This is a genomic window from Rhodococcus oryzae, assembly GCF_005049235.1.
Classification (GTDB): Bacteria; Actinomycetota; Actinomycetes; order Mycobacteriales; family Mycobacteriaceae; genus Rhodococcus_G; species Rhodococcus_G oryzae.
The window spans coordinates 276,069-294,601 of the sequence record NZ_SUMD01000007.1 but is presented as its reverse complement, the minus strand read 5'-3'; the positions used below and the strand labels follow the sequence as shown (position 1 = coordinate 294,601).

The following is an 18,533-nucleotide window of genomic DNA, read 5'->3' as shown; positions in this document are numbered from 1 at the left end:
TGGTACTGCACTCGACAGGGTGTGGGAGAGTAGGACACCGCCGAACATAAATTGCGAATGCCTCGCATCACAGCCTCGAAAGAGACTGCGATGCGAGGCATTTCGCATATCCAGGGCAAGACACACACGCCCCCGGCCGGCCACCGCGGCCCGCCGAGAGTGCACCTACCGACCTGTCTACTCGGCCGATGCCCCGACAACTGCACACTCGACGCCACACCCCGGCCGGCCGAGAGTGCACCTACCGGCGCCCCTACTCGGCTGATGCCCCAACAACTGCACACTCGACGAGAAAACCCGGCCGTCGAGTCGACGGCCGGGTGTGTCAGTACTGCGGGATCAGCTCAGCAGGTGCGCGCAGCGCAGCAGACCGAGATGGCTGTACGCCTGCGGGTGATTTCCGAGCGATCGTTCGGCCACCGGGTCGTACTCCTCGGCGAGCAGTCCGGTGGGGCCGGCCGCATCGACCAATTGCGCGAACAGAGCCTCGGCGTCCGAGCGCTCCCCGATCAGCAGGTAGGCCTCGATCAACCAGGCCGCGCACAGGTGGAATCCACCCTCGCCGCCGGGCAGGCCGTCGTCGTGGTGGTACCGGTAGACGGTCGAGCCGCTACGCAACTCCGCCTCGGTCGCCCGGACCGTTGCGATGAACCGCGGATCGGTCGGGTCGATGAGCCCGGAGAGCCCGATGTGCAGCGTCGCCGCGTCCAGGTCGGTGCCGTCATATGCGGCGGTGTACGAGAGCGCACGATCGCTCCAACCGCGATCCTTGACCTCGTCGGCGATCTCGGCCCGCAGTGAGGTCCATCCGGGGTCGGCCTGCCGGCCGAAACGCTCGGCCAGGGTCAGGGCCCTGTCGACGGTGACCCAGCACATGACCTTCGAGTACACGTGGTGGCGCGGGTTCCCGCGGATCTCCCAGATGCCGTTGTCCGGTTCGTCCCAGCGGCGCTCGACCGCGGAGACCATGGCCTGCACCAGGTTCCAATCGGCATCGGTGAGCACATCGGTCAGCCCTGCCTTCTCGCGAGCCTCGGCGAGGTGCGAGATCAGGTCGACGATGGGACCGAAGACGTCGAGCTGCACCTGCGAGTTCGCGGCGTTGCCGACTCGGACCGGCCGTGAACCCGAGTAACCGGGCAGGGAGTCGAGCACCGCCTCGGGCGGCAGGTTGGCGCCGTAGATCGTGTACAGCGGATGCAGGCGTTCGGGTCCCGGCAGCGTCTCGAGCACCCCGTGCACCCACTCCAGGAAGTCCTCGGCCTCGCCCAGCGAGCCGAGCGAGACGAGCGCGGACGCGGTCAGCGACGCGTCCCGGAGCCAGCAGTAGCGGTAGTCCCAGTTGCGGACGCCACCGATCTCCTCGGGCAGTGAGGTGGTGGCGGCGGCCAGGATCGATCCCGAGTCGGCGTGCACGAGGCCCCGCAGCGTCAGGGCGGAGCGCTTCATCAGCCCGCGCTTGCGTGCGGGCAGGGTCAGGCCATCGGCCCAGTCGCTCCAATACGACTCGGCCAGCGACCGGCGCTCCGACTCCGGTATGGAGGTCGGTCCGAGTTCCGTGGTACCGCAGCGCAGTTCGAGGACGATCGGTCCCTGCGCGGGATCGACGACGGCACGCGCGCTCTGCTGGACACCGTCGCTGGTGATCTCCCACTCGACGCCGGGGGAGCGCAGTACGAGCGGATCGCTGGTTCCGTACACCCGCAGGCCGTCGGCCTCCTGCTCGAGGTGCACCTGCACCTGTCCGAACTCGGGACGCGGCGCGAAGGTGACCACGGCCTTGGCCTGACCCGTGATCACGCGGGTGAGGTCGGTGCGGCCCTGCTCGACGTCGTGGGGCAGGTAGTCGGTGACCTGCAGGCTGGCCCAACGGGTCTCGACGGTCATGGTGCCGTCGACATACCGCTGGCTGAGCGGCAGCCCCTCCCGCAGGGGGCCCACCGTGAAGTGGCCTGCGCCGACACCGCCGAGCAGGTGCGCGAACACCGCGGCGGAATCGGGCTCCGGATGGCAGAGCCAGGTCAGGGTGGCGTCGGGGGTCAGCAGCGCGACCGTCCTGGGGTTCGCCAGCATGCTGAGACGCTCGATCGGTGTGGCGCTCTCGCCGTGGAGCCAGGTTCGCCGCTCCTCGAGCAGGAACGCCAGCGCGGCGGAGACGTCCTCGGTGCTCGACACCCGGAACTCGGCGAGCGATTCGCCGGGACCCACCTTGACGCCGAGATCCGGTCCCTGGAGCCGGCTGAACGCCTTCTCGTCGGTGATGTCGTCGCCGAAGAACACGGTGGCGGAGGCGCCCTCGCGGTGCCGCAGGATGTCGAGTGCCTCGCCCTTGTCGGTGGTGATCACCGCCAGTTCGATCACGGCCTTGCCCTCGGTGACCTGTACGCCGTTCCAGGTGGCTGCACCACCCCGCACGCGCGAGAGCGCCGCCTCGGCGATCTCGGGGGCGGCGTTGCGCACGTGTAGGGCGGCGCTGGCCGGCTTGGTCTCGACGGTGACGCCCGGGCCCGCGGCGGCGACGGCCTGCAGCTCCTCGGTGACCTCCCGAAGCAATCGCTTGGCGTCGTCGTCGATCTCGCGCACGAAGCCGACATCGAACTCGGAGCCGTGGCTGCCGACCAACTGCACCTCGACCGGAAGTCGGGACAGCATCGCCAGGTCCCGGAGCGCACGGCCCGAGATCACCGCCGATGTGGTGGCGGGCAGGCTCGCCAACGCCCGGAGGGCCCGCACGGACTCGGCGTGCGGGAAGGCTTTCGCGGGGTCGGAGACGATGGGCGCCATCGTGCCGTCGTAGTCCGACGCCACGAGGAGCCGAGGCGTTCTCGCGACTGATACGAGACGCCTGCGAAGCTCGACGGGTAGGTCTTGCGCACTCACTGCGCAAAGTCTACTTACGCGACGCCCGGATCCTTGTAACCGCCGCCGAGAAGGAGTTCGACGGTCAGTTCCAGGCGCTTGGCGACGTCCGTCGCGGAGGAGCGACGGGTGAGCCATGCGACGAGGTTCGAGAGCCACACATCGGAGATGACGCGGGCGATCGCCAGCTGCTCCTCGCTCGGTTCGCCGTCGCTCATCGCGCGGGCGAACAGCGAGTCCATCAGCTTGCCGACCTGATCGACCTCGGCGGCCGCGGAGGCGTCGGCGAACATGAAGGCGCGGGTCATGGCCTCGGTGAGCAGCGGATCGCGCTGCATCGCCCGGGTGATCTGGCCGAGGATCAGGTGCATGCGCTCGATCGGGGTGTCGCCGGGCGGCAACTTCTTGCGGGAGTCGATCTTCTCGAACTCGCGGGCGAGCGAGGACACCAGGAGGTGGACCTTCGACGGGAAGTACCGGTACAGGGTTCCCACCGCGACATCGGCACGCTCGGCGACTGCGCGCATCTGCACGGCCTCGTACCCGCCCTTGGAGGCGAGAGCCAGTGTGGCATCGAGGATCCGCTTGCGACGCTCGCGCTGCGCGTTGGAACTGAGGTCCTCGTCGGTCAGCGTCGAGACGGCCCCGTTGGTGGAGGCGGTCTTAGCCGCGGAACGGGTTCGAGATGAGGAGGTCATCCACAGATTCCTTGATATCGGCGAGTAGTTGAGTTCGTGCAGTTCGTGCCAGGTCTTGACTCTTGCCCAGCCCACATATTAGAACACGTTCTAGACAAATTTGTCAGTAATGAAAGGTTGGCCTCCCTTGTGACAATCGCCACGACAGACGAGCAGCGTGCCGTCCAGGAATCGATTCAGGCCTGGGCTCGCGCGACGAACCCGATCGAGACGCTACGGCAGGGGCCGGCCGATTCGTGGCGGTCGCACTGGTCCGCCATCTCGGACCTCGGCCTGTTCTCGGTCGCGCAGGCCGAGGAGGTCGGCGGTGCCGACGGCGAGATCGTCGACCTCGCGGTGATGCTCGAGCAGGCGGCCGCGGCGCTGGCCGCGGGTCCGGTGCTCTCGACCGCGCTCGCGGCGCTGGTCGTCGGCCGCAGCGGCGAGGCCGCGGCCAAGCAGTGGGGTCCCGAACTGGCCGAGGGCAACCTGCCGATCGGCGTCGTGGTCGACGGCGTCGTGACGGCCGAGACCGACGGTGACGGCGGCCTTGTCCTCAGCGGTGAGGCCGGGCTCGCGCTCGGCGGCGCGCCCGGTGTCGGCGTGCTGCTCGCGGCCTCGCGCGGCGACGACACCGTGTGGTGCCTCGTCGACGCCGAGGCCGACGGACTGACCGTCGAGGCGTTGGAGAACGTCGATGTGAGCACCCCGCTGGGCCGGGTGTCCTGTGCGGGTGTCCGGGTGAGCGCGGACCGGATCGTCGTCGGGCTTCGTCCCGGACTGGTCAGGGATCTGGCCGCGACGCTGGTCGCCGCGGAGGCGGCGGGTGTGGCGGGCTGGTGCCTGCGGACCGCCGTCGAGTACGCGAAGATCCGCGAGCAGTTCGGCAAGCCGATCGGCTCGTTCCAGGCCATCAAGCACCTGTGTGCCGAGATGCTCTGCCGCGTGGAGCAGACCCGGGCCGTGGCCTGGGATGCCGCGGTCGCGGCGGAATCGGACGCTGAACTGCCCATCGCGGCCGCGGTCGCCGCGTCTGTCGCCCTCGACGCGGCCGTGGACACCGCCAAGGACTGCATCCAGGTGCTCGGCGGCATCGGCTTCACCTGGGAGCACGACGCGCACTTCTACCTGCGACGGGTCCTCTCGCTGCGGCAGCTGCTCGGCGGCGGCGCGTACTGGCGGGCCCGGGTGGCGGAACTCACCCAGGCGGGCGAGCGCCGGCACCTGACCGTCGATCTGGGTGATCTCGAGGCCTCGCGCCCCGAGGTGCGCGCCGAGATCGAGGCGATCGTCGCGTTGCCAGAGGAGGAGCGTCGCGCCACGTTCGCCGAGTCCGGCTACCTGGCTCCGCACTGGCCTGCGCCGTACGGGAAGTCCGCGAAGGCGGCCGAGCAGATCCTGATCGGCGAGGAGCTGGTGCGCGCCGGGCTGGAGACGCCGAACCTGGTCATCGGGTGGTGGGCGGTGCCGACCATCCTCGAGCACGGCACCGCGGAGCAGATCGAGCGGTTCGCGATGCCCACGCTGCGCGGGGATCTGATCTGGTGCCAGCTGTTCTCCGAGCCGGGTGCGGGCTCCGACCTGGCGGCACTGCGCATGACCGCCGAGAAGGTCGACGGGGGCTGGGTCCTCAATGGTCAGAAGGTGTGGAATTCCCTGGCCCGCGAGGCGGATTGGGGCATCTGCCTGGCGCGCACCGACAAGGACGTGCCCAAGCACAAGGGCATCACCTACTTCGTGGTGGACATGCGTACCGCGGGGATCCGGGTCTCGCCGCTGCGCGAGATCACCGGCGACGAACTGTTCAACGAGGTGTTCTTCGAGAACGTGTTCGTGCCCGACGACGGCGTGGTCGGGCAGGTCAACGGCGGGTGGAAGCTGGCCCGCACCACGCTGGCCAACGAGCGCGTCGCGATGAGCGGCGGCTCCTCGCTGGGCAAGGCGATGGAAGAGCTGCTCGAGCTGGCCGAGCGCGGCGGCCCGAACGCCGTCACCGAGGACCGGGTCGGATTCCTGATCGGCGAGGCCATGGTCGGCTCGCTGCTCGAGCACCGCACCACCCTGCGTCAGCTCGACGGACAGGACCCCGGGCCCGAGTCGAGCGTGCGCAAGCTGGTCGGTGTCCGGCACCGCCAGGCGGTCGCGGAGTTCGCGCTGGAGCTGTCCGGGCCGGGCGGTGCCGTCGAGGGCCCGCTGTCCCGGGAGTTCCTGAACACCAGGTGCCTCTCGATCGCCGGCGGCACCGAGCAGATCCTGCTGACGGTGGCCGCGGAACGGATCCTCGGGCTGCCGCGGGACTAGCTGCGGCAGGAAGTGTCCGGCACGGGGGCGCAGCGTTGCTCCCGTGCCGGGCCCGAACCGTTGTCCCCGTGCCGGGGAGCTGATACAACTAGAACAGGTTCTAACTCGTAGGCGGGATTGTTCAGCGTGGATTTCTCTCTGGATCAGACACAAGAAACGGTGGCGGAGATCGTCGTGGGGCTGTTGGCCCGCGAGGTCTCCGATCCCGCCGATACCAGCGGCTTCAACCCGGCGTTGTGGGAGGCGATGGCGAAGGCCGACCTGCTCTCGCTCGCGGTGCCCGAGCGGCTCGGCGGCGCCGGGCTCGGCCTGCCCGAGGTGCTGCCGCTGCTCACCGAGACCGGCCGCGGTGCCGCGCCGGTGCCGGCGCTGGCCACCCTCGGCTTCGGCCTGCTCCCGGTGCTCGCACTGGGGACGCAGGAACAGCAGGACGCGATCCTCGCCGAGGTGGCGACCGGACGGGTCCTCACCGCGGCTCTGAACGAGCCGGGCGCGGCGTTTCCGACGTCGCCGTCGACCACCGCGGTCGCGGACGGTGACGGTGTCGTCGTCAACGGCCTGAAGGTCGCCGTTCCGTTCGCCGACCTCGCCTATCGGATCCTGGTGCCGACGGACGCGGGCGTCGTGCTCGTCGCGCCCGACGCCCCCGGCGTCACGCTGGCCAAGATCTCCTCGTCCTCGGGCAGCCCTGAGTTCTCGGTGCGGCTCGACGGGGTCCGGGTCCCCTCCGCGGAGGTGCTGGGCGGCGACAACGCCACCCTGTACCGGATCGCGCTCGCGAGCATCGGTGCCTACACCGACGGACTGCTCGCAGGCGCCACCACGCTGACCGCCGAGCACCTGCGCACCCGCGAGCAGTTCGGCAAGCCGCTGGCGACCTTCCAGGCCGTGGCCCAGCAGATCGCCGACGTCTACGTCACCTCGCGGACCCTGCACGTCTCGGCGCTGGCGTCGGGCTGGCGGGTGGCCGAGGGCCTCGAGTCGGATGACGACCTCGAGGTGCTGGCCTACTGGATCGCGGCAGAGGTGCCCGCCGCGATGCGCACCCTGCACCACCTGCACGGCGGGTTGGGTGTGGACGTGACCTACCCGATGCACCGCTACTTCTCCATTGCCAAAGACCTGGCCCGCCTCGTCGGCGGCGCCTCATCTCGACTCGACCTCGTGGGGGCCCGGTGTTCATCGATCTGACACCCGAACAGCGTGAGCTGCAGGCGGAACTTCGCCGTTACTTCGCAGGCCTGATCTCTCCGGAGGAGGCCGAGATCATGCTCACCGAGCGGCACGGCCCCACCTACCGTGAGGTCATTCGCCGGATGGGCAAGGACGGCTGGCTCGGCGTCGGCTGGCCGGTGGAGTTCGGCGGCCGTGGCTTCGGCGAGATCGAACAGCAGATCTTCGTCAACGAGGCTGTGCGGGCGGATGTTCCGCTGCCTTCGGTCACCCTGCAGACCGTCGGCCCGACGCTGCAGACCTACGGAACCGAGGAGCAGAAGCGCAAGTTCCTGCCCTCGATCCTCGCGGGCGAGGTGCACTTCGCGATCGGCTACTCCGAGCCGGAGGCGGGCACCGACCTGGCCGCGCTGCGCACCACGGCGGTGCGCGTCGGCGATGAGTACATCGTCAACGGCCAGAAGATCTTCACCACCGGTGGCCACGACGCCGACTACATCTGGCTCGCCGTGCGCACCGGCGACGCGGACTCGCGCCACCGCGGCATCTCGATCCTGATCGTGGACACCAAGGATCCCGGTTTCACGTGGACCCCGATCATCACCGCCGACGGCGCACACCACGTCAACGCCACCTACTACTCCGACGTCCGCGTGCCCGCGAGCATGCTGGTCGGGGAGGAGAACAAGGGCTGGCGCCTGATCACCACCCAGCTGAACCACGAGCGCGTCATGCTCGGACCGGCCGGCCGCGTCGCGGGCCTGTACGAGAAGGTGCACGAGTGGGCGGCCAAGCGGGATCTGCTCTCCGAACCCGACGTGCAGCGCGGCCTCGGCGAGATCCACGCGACCTACCGGCTCAACGAACTCCTCAACTGGCAGGTGGCTGCGGCGACCGGCGACGTGGACATCGCGGACGCGTCGGCGACGAAGGTCTTTGCCACCGAGCGCATCCAGCGCGTCGGCCGGATCGCGGACGAGATCATCGGCGCGCACGGCGACCCCGGTGACCCGGAGACCGCGAAGCTGATGCGCTGGCTCGACGTGCAGGTCAAGCGGAACGTGGTGATCACCTTCGGCGGCGGCGTCAACGAGGTCATGCGCGAGCTCATCGCGATGGCCGGCCTCGGCCTGCCGAAGGTGCCCCGATGACCGCGACGGAGGTTTCAGTGAGCGACGGTTCGACGAGCGACAAGGAAGCATCGATCCTCGCGGCGGCCGAGCGGGTACGGGCCGGCGGCGCCAGCAAGGCCCGCGCAGGCCGCGACCCGATCAACATGCCGATGATCCGCAACTGGGTCGAGGCGATCGGCGACGAGAACCCCATCTACGTCGACGAGGATGCCGCTGTCGCGGCGGGCCACGGCGGCATCGTCGCCCCGCCCGCCATGGCGCAGGTCTGGACGATGCGCGGTCTGGGTGCCGTACGCGAGGAGGACGATCCGCTCGGCCGGATGACGGAGATCCTCGACGAGGCCGGGTACACGTCGGTGGTCGCGACGAACTGCGATCAGACGTACCACCGCTATGTCCGCCCGGGCGAAGAGGTGACCATCGAGTCGGTCCTCGAAGACGTTGTGGGCCCGAAGAAGACGGGTCTGGGCGAGGGCTGGTTCTTCACCACCCGGAACTTCTGGAAGGTGGGCGACGAGGTCGTCGCCGAGATGCTCTTCCGGATCCTGAAGTTCGCACCCCCGGCCAAGGAGGCGCCCGCTCCCGCGGGAGTCGCGTCGTCGAGCCTGGGCGAGTCGCTCGACGATCTCGACCCGACCCGGATGCTGCGTCCCTCGCAGTCGCGCGACACCGAGTTCTTCTGGGAGGGCGTCGCGTCGCACGAGCTGCGTCTCCAGCAGCGCCAGGACGGTTCGCTGCAGCACCCGCCGGTGCCTGCGATCTGGAAGGACAAGTCGGAGCGGACGGACTACGTCGTGGCCTCCGGGCTCGGCACCGTCTTCAGCTACGTCGTGCACCACGCGCCGAAGGTCCCGGGGCGTTCGCTGCCGTTCGTCGTCGCACTCGTGGAACTCGCGGAGGGCGTGCGGATGCTCGGCGAGCTGCGCGGCGTCGATCCGAGCGAGGTCACGATCGGGATGCCGGTGCAGGTGGAGTTCCTCGACCTGCCGGGCGACGACGAGACCGGACAACAGCCCTGGACGCTGTACGCGTGGCGTCCCGTGAAGGAGCAGTGATGAGCTCGACCCTGACAGCGACAGTGGGGGAGACCCTGCCCGCCCTGTCCATCCACGGCGACCCGACGTTCATCGTGTCGACGGCGTTGGCCACCAGGGACTTCCAGGATGTTCACCACGATCGGGACAAGGCGCAGCAGCGCGGCTCGAAGGACATCTTCGTCAACATCCTCACCGACACCGGGCTGGTGCAGCGGTACGTCACCGACTGGGCCGGTCCGCGTGCGGTGATCAAGTCGATCAAGTTGCGTCTCGGTGTGCCCTGGTACGCCTACGACACGCTGACCCTGACCGGTGCCGTCTCCTCGGTCGAGGACGGCCTCGTCACCCTCGACATCGTCGGCAAGGACAGCCTCGGTGACCACATCAAGTCCACGGTCACCCTCGTCATGGACGGAGCGACGGCATGAGTGAGCTGTCCGGCAAGGCCGCCATCGTCGGCATCGGCGCCACCGACTTCTCCAAGGACTCGGGACGCAGCGAGCTGCGCCTCGCCGCCGAGGCGGTCCAGGCCGCGCTCGACGACGCGGGCCTGAAGCCGTCCGACGTGGACGGCCTGACCTCGTTCACCATGGACACCAATACCGAAGTGGCCGTGGCACGTTCGGTCGGGATCCCGAACCTGAAGTTCTTCAGCCGGATCCACTACGGCGGTGGCGCGGCCTGCGCCACCATCCAGCAGGCCGCGATGGCCGTGGCCACCGGTGTCGCGGACGTGGTGGTCGCCTACCGCGCGTTCAACGAGCGCTCGGGAATGCGCTTCGGGCAGGTGAATTCGGCGTTGGTGCAGCAGGTGAACTCCTCCGGCACCGACAACGCCTTCTCGTACCCGCACGGGCTGAGCACCCCGGCGTCGTTCGTCGCGATGATCGCCCAGCGCTACATGCACGTGTACGGCGCCACCAGTGCGGACTTCGGGCGGGTCGCGGTCGCGGACCGCAAGCACGCGGCGACCAACCCGAACGCCTTCTTCTACGGCAAGCCGATCACGATCGAGGAGCACCAGGCCTCGCGGTGGATCGCCGAGCCGCTGCACCTGCTGGACTGCTGCCAGGAGACCGACGGCGGCATCGCCATCGTCGTGACCTCGCCGGAGCGCGCGAAGGACCTGCCGAACACGCCCGCGATCATCGCCGCCGCGGCGCAGGGCAGCGGGGCCGATCAGTACATCATGACCAGCTACTACCGGGACGGCCTGAGCGGTCTGCCGGAGATGGGGCTGGTCGGCGACCAGCTGTGGGCCCAGTCGGGGCTGCGTCCGCAGGACATGCAGACCGCGGTGCTCTACGACCACTTCACCCCGTACGTGCTGATGCAGCTCGAGGAGCTCGGCTTCTGTGGCCGCGGCGAGGCCAAGGACTTCATCGCGGACGGTGCCATCGAGCTGGGCGGCCGGCTGCCGCTGAACACCCACGGTGGGCAGCTGGGCGAGGGTTACATCCACGGCATGAACGGCATCGCCGAGGGTGTCCGCCAGATCCGCGGAACCTCGGTGAACCAGGTTCCGGACGTGCAGAACGTCCTCGTGACGGCAGGCACCGGTGTGCCGACCTCCGGGCTGGTCCTGACGGCGTAGGCGCCTCCGGCGCCCGTGCGCGGTTGACGAGTGCTAGGACTCGTCAACCGCGCACGGGCGCGTCAGCGCCTTTGCGATCGGCGCGGCGAGCGCGGCGACGCTCTCGGCGGTACCCGGCACGGGGCCCTCGTGTGCCCTGGCGCCGACGGTCCGGTCGAAGACCAGGCCCTCCAGGAGGGCGATCAGGTCCGCCGCGTCCTGCTCCGGGTCGCCCGTGCCGAGCAAGCGGGTGAGCCCGACCGCCCGCTCCCGGGAGAACAGGCTCACGGCCAGCGCGGCTTGAATCTGCTTGTCGTGCACCATCTCCAGTGTGAGTGCGTAGCGGGCGCGGATGTCGCGAGCGCGGTTGGAGAGCAACCCGTCGACGTAGGCCGCGATCCCGTTGGCGATCTCGGTGATGCCCGCGCTCGGCGCAGGCGCTTCCGGCTGGGAATCGGTGAATGCGTGTCGTGAGCGGTCGGTGAGGTGCCCGACGGTCGCGACCAGCAGATCGCGTTTGGTCCGGAAGTAGTAGGACGTAGATCCCGCGGGCAGTCCCAGGTGTCGGTCGATGCCGCGATGGGTGAGTGCCCGGATGCCGTCCGTGGCGATGATGTCGAGCGCGGCGTCCGCGATGCGCGCCCGCCGGTCCGTCATTTCAGTCATTGAATGTCGCTCCGATCACGTTGACCCATGAAACTCTACATTTGTAGAGTCGCGCTATGAAACCTATCCGAGTGGACGCGTTCGACCGGGCCGCACACGGCGCCGGATTCGTGCTCGATCCGGCGCAGCGGGCGGCCGCCGGGCGCATGGCCGCGATGGACCTCGCCGCCGGTCGCGGCATCTACCTGTGGGGCCCGGTCGGCAGGGGTAAGACCTGGCTGATGGACGTGCTCCGCGATGGCATGAGTGGCGTTCCGACCCAGCGCGTGCACTTCCACGAGTTCTTCCGTCGCCTGCATGCGCTCGCGCACACCGAGGGCATCGAACGCGCGTTGGACCTGCTGCTCGGGCGCTGCAAGATCCTGTTCTTCGACGAGTTCCACGTGCACGACGTCGGGGACGGCGCGCTGTTGACGAGGCTGCTCGGGGCGCTGCGCAAGCGCAAGGTGACGCTGGTGGTCACCTCGAACTATCCGCCGGACGGGCTGATGCCGAACCCGCTGTTCCACGAGACGTTCGTGCCGACCATCGAGGTGCTCAAGGAGCGGATGGCGGTCGTCGAGGTGGCGGGCGCGGTCGACTACCGCGGGCAGGGGGCCGGTGGGCGGCGATTCGGGGGCGGGCGGTACCTGTCCGACGCGGCCGGCCTGCAGTGGCCCGCGGCAGGCGATCGCGTCACGCTCCGCCCGACCACCCAGTCCATCACCGCGCTCTCGGCGGCAGGCGATCGCGTCTGGTTCGAGTTCGCGGACCTGTGCGAGCGCCCGACCTCGACGCTGGACTACCTGAGCCTGGCGGCGGCATACCCGCGCTGGGTGCTGAGCGGCGTGCCGCGGATGGCCGACGCTAGTCCCGATGGGGTGCAACGATTCTGCAATGTCGTCGACATCCTCCACGACCAGGACGCCGAACTGACCCTGGTCGGCGCGGATTGGCGGGTGCCCGAGTCCGAGCCGGTCGCGGGTGGGCTGGACCTGGCACGCACCCGCAGCAGGCTGGCGCTGCTCGGATGAGCTAGCCGGCGGCGGGGTCGAGGTCGCGATCGGTCGATGGCCCCGCCGTCCCTGCCGCCGACGGACCCTGCTCGTCCGTACGGCCGCGGGTGATCAGCAATCCGAAGGCTGCCGCGACGGGGAACATGACCACGCCGTACACCGCGGCGGGGACCGCGATGCGGGTGCTGTCGAGCAGGCTGATCGCGATCGTGATCGCGAGGGTGCTGTTGTGGATGCCGATCTCCATCGAGCTGGCGATCGACTGCCTGTTGGCGATGCCCAGCCTCCGCGGCAGCACGTAGCCGATGCTCAGGCTCATGATGCAGAAGATCAACGTGATCAGTCCGACGTCCGCCAGGTAACCGGTGACGTTCTCCCGCTCGGCGATCACCGTGCCGACGATGACCAGGGCGAGGACCACGGCCGACCCGATCCGGACAGGACGGTCCATCCGGTCCGCGAAGGCGGGCCACGCCCGCCGCACCCAGACGCCGACGGCCACCGGGATCAGCACGATCGCGAAGATCTGCACCACCTTCGAGAACTGCAGGCCGAGGGAACCCGTGCCGTCCGACGGTGCGAAGTGTCCGAGTGCGAAGTTGGTGATCAGCGGCAGCGACACCACCGCGATCACCGAATTCACCGCCGTGAGTGTGACGTTCAGTGCCACATCGCCGCGGAACAGGTGGCTGAACAGGTTTGCCGTTGTCCCGCCGGGGGAGGCGGCCAGCAGCATCATGCCCACCGCGAGGAGAGGGGGCAGGTCGAACAGCAGCACCAATCCGAACGCGATCGCGGGCAGCAGGATCAACTGGCAGACCAGCGCGATCACGACGGCCTTGGGGTGCTTCGCGACCCGGGCGAAGTCCCCGATGGTCAGGGACAGGCCGAGGCCGAACATGATGATCGCCAACGCGAGTGGCAGCGCGACCGTGGACAGCCCGGAATTCATCGCAGGTCCCCGTTTCCTGGAAGTCTCGCGACGTGCACCCGTCGCCGTCAGAAGTCTCGGCGCAAAGATACGGGTGTCCGCACCGGAATTGGGCATATCGTCCAGATTCGTCGTACCGGAGGTCGCCGCGTCGGCGAAGCGGCCTTCCTCTCCTATGACGGGTGGCATAGCCTCGCTGGGACGGTACCCGGCGAGAGGTGGAATCGATGACGGTCGCACACGCGGTCAAGGACCAGATCCAGCAGATCGGTGGGGGATTCATGTTCTCCCGTGAGGCCAAGGAGTTCGGCCGCACCACCGGCGTGGACGGCTTCATCGGCCCGTACATGCGAGGCCGGTGCGGTGTCCTGGGAGAGGTCGACGCCGATGTGGTGACGGCCGCCGCGGGGTTCTTCCCCGCCGACAGCGTCCGGGCCGCCTGGGAGTCGGTGACGATGCCCGCCGCCGAGGCCGCCCGCGGCTACGCGCTTGCCGCGCAGCAGTTCGGTGTCCGCAAGCTCGCCTCGTTCGACGCCGCCGAGAGGCTCGCCGAACTGATGGAGGCGGTCGCGGTCAATGCCGATCCCGCGGGCGTGCCGCTGTTCGCCGGCTGGCGGGCCGTGCCGCTGCCCGCGGATCCGCGGGCCCGGGTCCTCCAGCTCACCCACGTCCTGCGTGAGCTGCGCGGCGGGCTTCACCTCGTCGCGGTCAAGAGCCAGGGCGTCAGCCCGCGGGACGCCGTCCTGATCGCCGGGTCGCCGCTGGCCAGCGGACCCGACCAGGCCGCGCTCTACGGTTGGCCCGCGCCCTACACGGCGCCCGGCGAGGACGTCCGGGCCAGGTGGGCGCGCGCCGAGGAGATCACCGACGAGCTCGCCTCCCAGGCATTCGACGTCCTCGACGAGCCCGAGGGCAAGGAGCTCGTCACCCTGCTCGCGGACGCCCACGCCGGGGTCTTCGCCCCTCGCTGATCGCGGATCGGCCCGCACGCATCCATCGATCTCGTGCGGGCACCGTGCGACGATGGAGTGGTGGGCACGGCGGTCGGTCGCACTGCCACGGTTATCGCGTTGATCGTGGTGAGCGTCCTTGCGCTCCGCGGCTACCTGCCCGAGGTCGAGCAGCCGACGGCGCCGCCGCGGACCGACGGAAGGGCCGCGCTGGTCGCGATGCTCGTCATCGCCGCCCTCGCGGTCCTGGTGGCCGCGATCGCCCTCGTGGCGGTGCTGGCACTGGGCCCCTCGCGCAGTCCCGTGCGGCCGGCGCCGACGTGGGTCGGCCATCGCCCGGCGCCCGGCCGGTGGTGGCAGGGGGCGGCGTGGTTCGGGTTCGCGGGACTGGTCGTGGTCGCTGCGCTCGCCCTCGCGCCGAGCCGGGACCGGGCGGCCCCCACCGATCCGAATGGCGGTGCGTCGGATCCGAACGTGCCCGCGGCCGGACAGCTCCCGGCGCCGCGGGGCAGCGAGATCTGGCCGGACGTCCTGCTGGTGTTACCGCTGTTGACCGCGCTGCTGTTGGCCGGGGCCGTCGCCCGCGCGCGGCTCCTGTTGCCCGACCACGGCGACGCCCGCGAGGACGACATCGTCCCCGGCGCTCGGCGCGCGGCCGCCGAATCCCTGAGGCGCGCAGCGGAACTGGGCCTTGTCGAGGTCGCGAACAGCGGGGCGGACCCCCGATCGGCCATCATCGCCTGCTACCTGGCGATGGAACGCGGGCTGGGTGCGGCTCCCGACGCCGCGCCGCTCGCGTCCGATACCCCTTCGGAGGTGCTGGCGCGTGCGGTACGCCACGGTGTGCTGCACCGGGAGAGCGCCACGGCGCTGGTCGGGCTCTTCGAGGAGGCCAGGTTCAGCGGGCACGAGATGACCGAGCGGCATCGGAGCGCCGCGGCGGAACTGTTGCGCGCGGTCCTGGCCGAGCTGAGGGAGACGCGATGCGCCGCATCGCCGTGATCGGGATCCTCGTCGTCGCGGCGCTGGAGGCGATGGCGCTGCGGGCGGGTGCGCCCGCGGCCTCGCTGATCGCGGTCGGAGCGTCGGCAGCCGTCGTGATCTTCGCGATGCGCCGAACCGTCGACGCGGCACCGGCGGCAGGCGAGATCGCCGTGCCACTGAACTCCCAGGAGGAGATGTTGCGTCGCTGGCGGCTGCGCACAGAGACGCTGGTGAGCTGGGCGGACGGTTCGTGCGCGGACTGGGACCGGCACCTGCGGCCACTGCTCGCCCGCGAGTTCGTGCACGTGAGCGGACCGCGTGCGCCCCGGGGTCATGCCGAGATCGAAGCGGCCGGGGCCGCGATGTTCGGCGCCGCCCTGTGGCGGTGGGTGGACCCGGCCGGGGCGCGCACGGGCGATCCGGATGGGCCCGGCCCCGGGCGCGGCGCACTCGAGCGCATCCTGACCCGACTGGAGCAGCTGTGACCGCCGCGACGCAGGCCACCACGGCCCGGGCCGGGGCAGTCCTCGCCGAGGTCGAACGGGCCGTGGTCGGCAAGCGGGACGCGATCACGACCGTGCTGCTGGTGGTCCTCGCCGGTGGGCACGTGCTGATCGAGGACCTGCCGGGGTTGGGCAAGACACTGATCGCGCGGTCCTTCGCGTCGGCGCTCGGGCTGGAGTTCACCCGTGTCCAGTTCACGCCGGACCTGCTGCCAGCCGACCTGCTCGGCTCGACCGTCTACGACATGCAGTCGGGACGGTTCGAGTTCCGCGCCGGACCGGTGTTCACCAATGTCCTCCTCGCCGACGAGATCAACCGCACTCCACCGAAAACCCAAGCGGCGCTGTTGGAATCGATGGCGGAGGGACAGGTGAGCATCGACGGCGTCACCCGCAGGCTGCCGGATCCGTTCATCGTCCTCGCCACCGACAACCCGATCGAGTACGAGGGCACCTATCCGCTCCCGGAGGCGCAGCTCGACAGGTTCATGTTGCGGCTGCGGGTGGGATACCTCGGCGCCGAGGACGAGCAGGAGATGCTGCAGCGCCGCCTGGACCGGGGCGCCGACACGGTGGCCGTCCGGGCGATCGTGACGGCCGAGGAACTGCATGCCATGCGCGGCAGCGTCGAGCAGGTCTCGGTGCATCCGGACGTGCTCCGCTACGTGGTCTCGCTGGCGGCCGCGACCCGCTCGCATCCCCAGGTGGAGGTCGGCGCGAGTCCGCGGGCCGAACTCGACCTCGTCCAGCTCGCCAGGGTGCGGGCACTCCTGGGCGGTCGGGACTACGTCGTCCCCGAGGACGTCAAGGCGCTGGCCGCGCCCGCGATGGCGCACCGGATCTCGCTGCGACCGGAGATGTGGGTACGCCGGATCCACGCGGAGGAGGTGGTCGCCGACATCCTGCGACGGCTCCCGGTGCCGAGGGCGAGCACGTGAGCGCCGTCGAGTGGCGGGCCTCGCCCGCGGCGGCGGCGCTTGCGACGTGCTCGGCCACCGCGCTGGTCGTTGCGCTCGTCGGCGGTAGGCCGGAGCTGCTGGTCTTCGCCGCCCCGATGCTCGGCGCGCTCGCGGCTCGCGCACTCTTGCCGCGCCCCGTCGATCGCGTGACCGTGCGCAGCGAGCCCACGACGGTCCGATTGTTCGAGGGAGAGTCGGTGCGGCTGGCCGTCGCGGTCGACGAGGCCGGCTCGTGGCCGGGATGCGGTGTCCGTGCCCTTCCGCAGGAAGGGCTGGAGATCGACCAGGAATCGGCGAGGTCGGGCGCCCCGCGCACCGGCGTGCTGATCACCGCCGGGCGGTGGGGGAGATATCGGCCGCGGGTGGCCGTCGACGCGACCGCGGCGGGCGGGTTGTTGGTGGGCGTGGCGGTGGCCGAGGTGGCAACGGTCGATGTGTTCCCGCTTGTGGATCCGAACCAGCCGGGGATCCCGCCGACGGATCTGCCCGATCGGTTCGGGGCGCATCCAACCGAACGGCACGGTCCCGGGGTGGAGTACGCGGACATCCGCGCCTACGTCCCCGGCGACCAACTGCGAGCGGTGAACTGGCCGGTGAGTGCGCGTCGTCGTGCTCTGTACGTCACCGAACGGAGGACGGACCGAGCGGCGGATGTCGTGGTGCTGATCGACGCGCACCCGCAGGCGCCCGGGCCAGCGAGCGAGAGCCTGGATCGGTCGGTGCGCGGCGGCTGTCAGGTCGCGCAGGCGGCGCTTCGGCGTGGTGACCGCACCGCGGTCGTCGTGCTCGGAGCCCGATCGCGATGGCTCGCACCGGATCTCGGTCGTCGGCAGTTCTATCGCATCGTCGAGGCCGTGCTCGGGGCCGGGGAGCACACCCTGCCGCTCGAGGGCACGCTGGTGCCGCGGCCCGCCGTGCCGCCCGGCGCCGCGGTGGTCGCCTTCACCACCCTGCTGGACACGGACTTCGCCCTGGCCCTCATCGACCTCCGCAAGCGGGGCCGCACCGTGGCCGTGGTGGACGTGCTCTCGGGCCCGCCGTTCGCGGACGAGCTCGATCCGACCGTCGCGAGGATGTGGCGGCTCGAACGCCGGAACATGTATCGGGATCTCGGCGTCCTGGGGATCGATGTCGTTGGCTGGCAGGGGGATTCGCCCCTCGACCGCGTACTGGCCGGGATCGGCCGTCGGGGCAGGCGGGCGGTGCCGCGATGACGGGGCTCGCCGGATCCAGCGTGATGGCCCTCGGGGCCGGCCTGGCGATGAGCGCCGCCGTCGTTCCGCACGCGCAGGCGCCTGCGCTGATCGCGGCCGGGCTCTCCGCCGTCGGGGTGCTCGCCGCGCGGTGGAGCCGGGTGGCCGTGATCTGTGCGGTACAGGGCGCGCTGCTCGCATTGGCCCTTGGCGAGCCCACGCCGGTACAGGCGGGCCTCGCCGGGGTCGGCGCGACGGTGTTCGTGCTGGCCGCCCATACCGCGCACACACCCGGGACCGCGGTCGCCGAGGCCGGGCTGGTGCTGGCGGTGGCGGTCGTGACCGCCGTCGCGGCCGTGTCGGTGTTCCTGCTGCCCTTCGAGATCGCCTGGCTGCCGCTGGTCGGGCCGATCGCCTGCCTGGCGGTGTACGCGCTGGTGCTCGCTCCCTATGCCTCGACGAAACGGGCCAGGCGTACCGGAGATCGGCATCTGGTGGACTGAGCGGCCGTGCCGCGCTGTCCCTGCGGCGAACCTGGCGCGCGCACCCACCGGGAGGTCTGGGTCCGATCTGGTCCTACGGTTGGGCGAAAGAACCCA

General features: G+C 70.2%; 17 protein-coding genes. 13 read left to right on the top strand and 4 right to left on the bottom strand.

The window, feature by feature from the left end; all coding sequences use genetic code 11:
- Window positions 1–339: 339 nt before the first annotated feature.
- On the bottom strand, window positions 340–2,880 hold the full coding sequence (otsB, locus tag FCG67_RS16645; protein ID WP_136910818.1) for a trehalose-phosphatase: 2,541 nt from the start codon (window positions 2,878–2,880) through the stop codon (window positions 340–342).
- 14 nt (window positions 2,881–2,894) lie between these two features.
- Entirely contained in the window at window positions 2,895–3,557 is a 663-nt protein-coding gene (gene kstR, locus FCG67_RS16640) for a cholesterol catabolism transcriptional regulator KstR (RefSeq protein WP_136910817.1), read from the bottom strand.
- Window positions 3,558–3,686: 129 nt separating this feature from the next.
- On the opposite strand from kstR, the gene FCG67_RS16635 reads away from it, so the two are divergent.
- From FCG67_RS16635 to FCG67_RS16610, 6 genes are all read left to right on the top strand, one after another.
- Window positions 3,687–5,837, top strand: coding sequence for an acyl-CoA dehydrogenase family protein (locus tag FCG67_RS16635; RefSeq protein ID WP_136910816.1), 2,151 nt, complete (start codon window positions 3,687–3,689; stop codon window positions 5,835–5,837).
- Window positions 5,838–5,963: 126 nt separating this feature from the next.
- Window positions 5,964–7,028 (top strand): acyl-CoA dehydrogenase family protein, encoded by a 1,065-nt coding sequence (locus tag FCG67_RS16630; protein ID WP_136910815.1) that lies wholly within the window; start codon window positions 5,964–5,966, stop codon window positions 7,026–7,028.
- On the top strand, window positions 7,013–8,161 hold the full coding sequence (locus tag FCG67_RS16625) for an acyl-CoA dehydrogenase family protein (RefSeq protein ID WP_136910814.1): 1,149 nt from the start codon (window positions 7,013–7,015) through the stop codon (window positions 8,159–8,161). Before FCG67_RS16630 ends, FCG67_RS16625 begins: the two co-directional genes overlap by 16 nt.
- Complete coding sequence (locus tag FCG67_RS16620; RefSeq protein ID WP_136910813.1) at window positions 8,158–9,198, top strand: bifunctional MaoC family dehydratase N-terminal/OB-fold nucleic acid binding domain-containing protein; 1,041 nt, start codon at window positions 8,158–8,160, stop codon at window positions 9,196–9,198. Before FCG67_RS16625 ends, FCG67_RS16620 begins: the two co-directional genes overlap by 4 nt.
- Window positions 9,198–9,608: a MaoC family dehydratase gene (locus FCG67_RS16615; RefSeq protein ID WP_077042936.1), complete on the top strand. Its 411-nt coding sequence runs from the start codon at window positions 9,198–9,200 to the stop codon at window positions 9,606–9,608. The genes FCG67_RS16620 and FCG67_RS16615 overlap by 1 nt, the downstream gene beginning before the upstream one ends.
- Window positions 9,605–10,774 carry a lipid-transfer protein gene (locus tag FCG67_RS16610; RefSeq protein ID WP_077042935.1) on the top strand — a complete coding sequence of 390 codons (1,170 nt, stop codon included), beginning with the start codon at window positions 9,605–9,607 and terminating at the stop codon, window positions 10,772–10,774. The genes FCG67_RS16615 and FCG67_RS16610 overlap by 4 nt, the downstream gene beginning before the upstream one ends.
- Before the next feature lie 33 nt (window positions 10,775–10,807).
- On the opposite strand, the gene FCG67_RS16605 is transcribed toward FCG67_RS16610, so the two are convergent.
- On the bottom strand, window positions 10,808–11,419 hold the full coding sequence (locus FCG67_RS16605; RefSeq protein ID WP_246045113.1) for a TetR/AcrR family transcriptional regulator: 612 nt from the start codon (window positions 11,417–11,419) through the stop codon (window positions 10,808–10,810).
- Between the two features lie 56 nt (window positions 11,420–11,475).
- Between FCG67_RS16605 and zapE the strand changes: the two genes are divergently transcribed.
- Complete coding sequence (zapE, locus tag FCG67_RS16600; RefSeq protein ID WP_211243231.1) at window positions 11,476–12,432, top strand: cell division protein ZapE; 957 nt, start codon at window positions 11,476–11,478, stop codon at window positions 12,430–12,432.
- A gap of 1 nt (window position 12,433) precedes the next feature.
- On the opposite strand, the gene FCG67_RS16595 is transcribed toward zapE, so the two are convergent.
- Window positions 12,434–13,366 (bottom strand): bile acid:sodium symporter family protein, encoded by a 933-nt coding sequence (locus FCG67_RS16595; RefSeq protein ID WP_136910812.1) that lies wholly within the window; start codon window positions 13,364–13,366, stop codon window positions 12,434–12,436.
- Between the two features lie 206 nt (window positions 13,367–13,572).
- Here FCG67_RS16595 and FCG67_RS16590 point away from each other — a divergent pair, with 206 nt between their 5' ends.
- From FCG67_RS16590 to FCG67_RS25235, 6 genes are read left to right on the top strand one after another with little or no spacing between them, the layout of a single operon-like run.
- A complete protein-coding gene (locus tag FCG67_RS16590) occupies window positions 13,573–14,316 on the top strand; it encodes an SCO6745 family protein (RefSeq protein WP_136910811.1) in 744 nt (247 codons plus the stop codon).
- 60 nt (window positions 14,317–14,376) lie between these two features.
- Window positions 14,377–15,297 (top strand): DUF4129 domain-containing protein, encoded by a 921-nt coding sequence (locus FCG67_RS16585; RefSeq protein WP_136910810.1) that lies wholly within the window; start codon window positions 14,377–14,379, stop codon window positions 15,295–15,297.
- Window positions 15,279–15,764 (top strand): hypothetical protein, encoded by a 486-nt coding sequence (locus tag FCG67_RS16580; RefSeq protein WP_136910809.1) that lies wholly within the window; start codon window positions 15,279–15,281, stop codon window positions 15,762–15,764. The genes FCG67_RS16585 and FCG67_RS16580 overlap by 19 nt, the downstream gene beginning before the upstream one ends.
- Window positions 15,761–16,720: an AAA family ATPase gene (locus FCG67_RS16575; RefSeq protein WP_136910808.1), complete on the top strand. Its 960-nt coding sequence runs from the start codon at window positions 15,761–15,763 to the stop codon at window positions 16,718–16,720. Before FCG67_RS16580 ends, FCG67_RS16575 begins: the two co-directional genes overlap by 4 nt.
- The gene (locus FCG67_RS16570; protein ID WP_136910807.1) at window positions 16,717–17,955 is read left to right on the top strand and encodes a DUF58 domain-containing protein; all 1,239 of its coding nucleotides are present in this window, start codon (window positions 16,717–16,719) and stop codon (window positions 17,953–17,955) included. The genes FCG67_RS16575 and FCG67_RS16570 overlap by 4 nt, the downstream gene beginning before the upstream one ends.
- The gene (locus FCG67_RS25235) at window positions 17,952–18,437 is read left to right on the top strand and encodes a hypothetical protein (protein WP_211243230.1); all 486 of its coding nucleotides are present in this window, start codon (window positions 17,952–17,954) and stop codon (window positions 18,435–18,437) included. Before FCG67_RS16570 ends, FCG67_RS25235 begins: the two co-directional genes overlap by 4 nt.
- Window positions 18,438–18,533 lie beyond the last annotated feature (96 nt).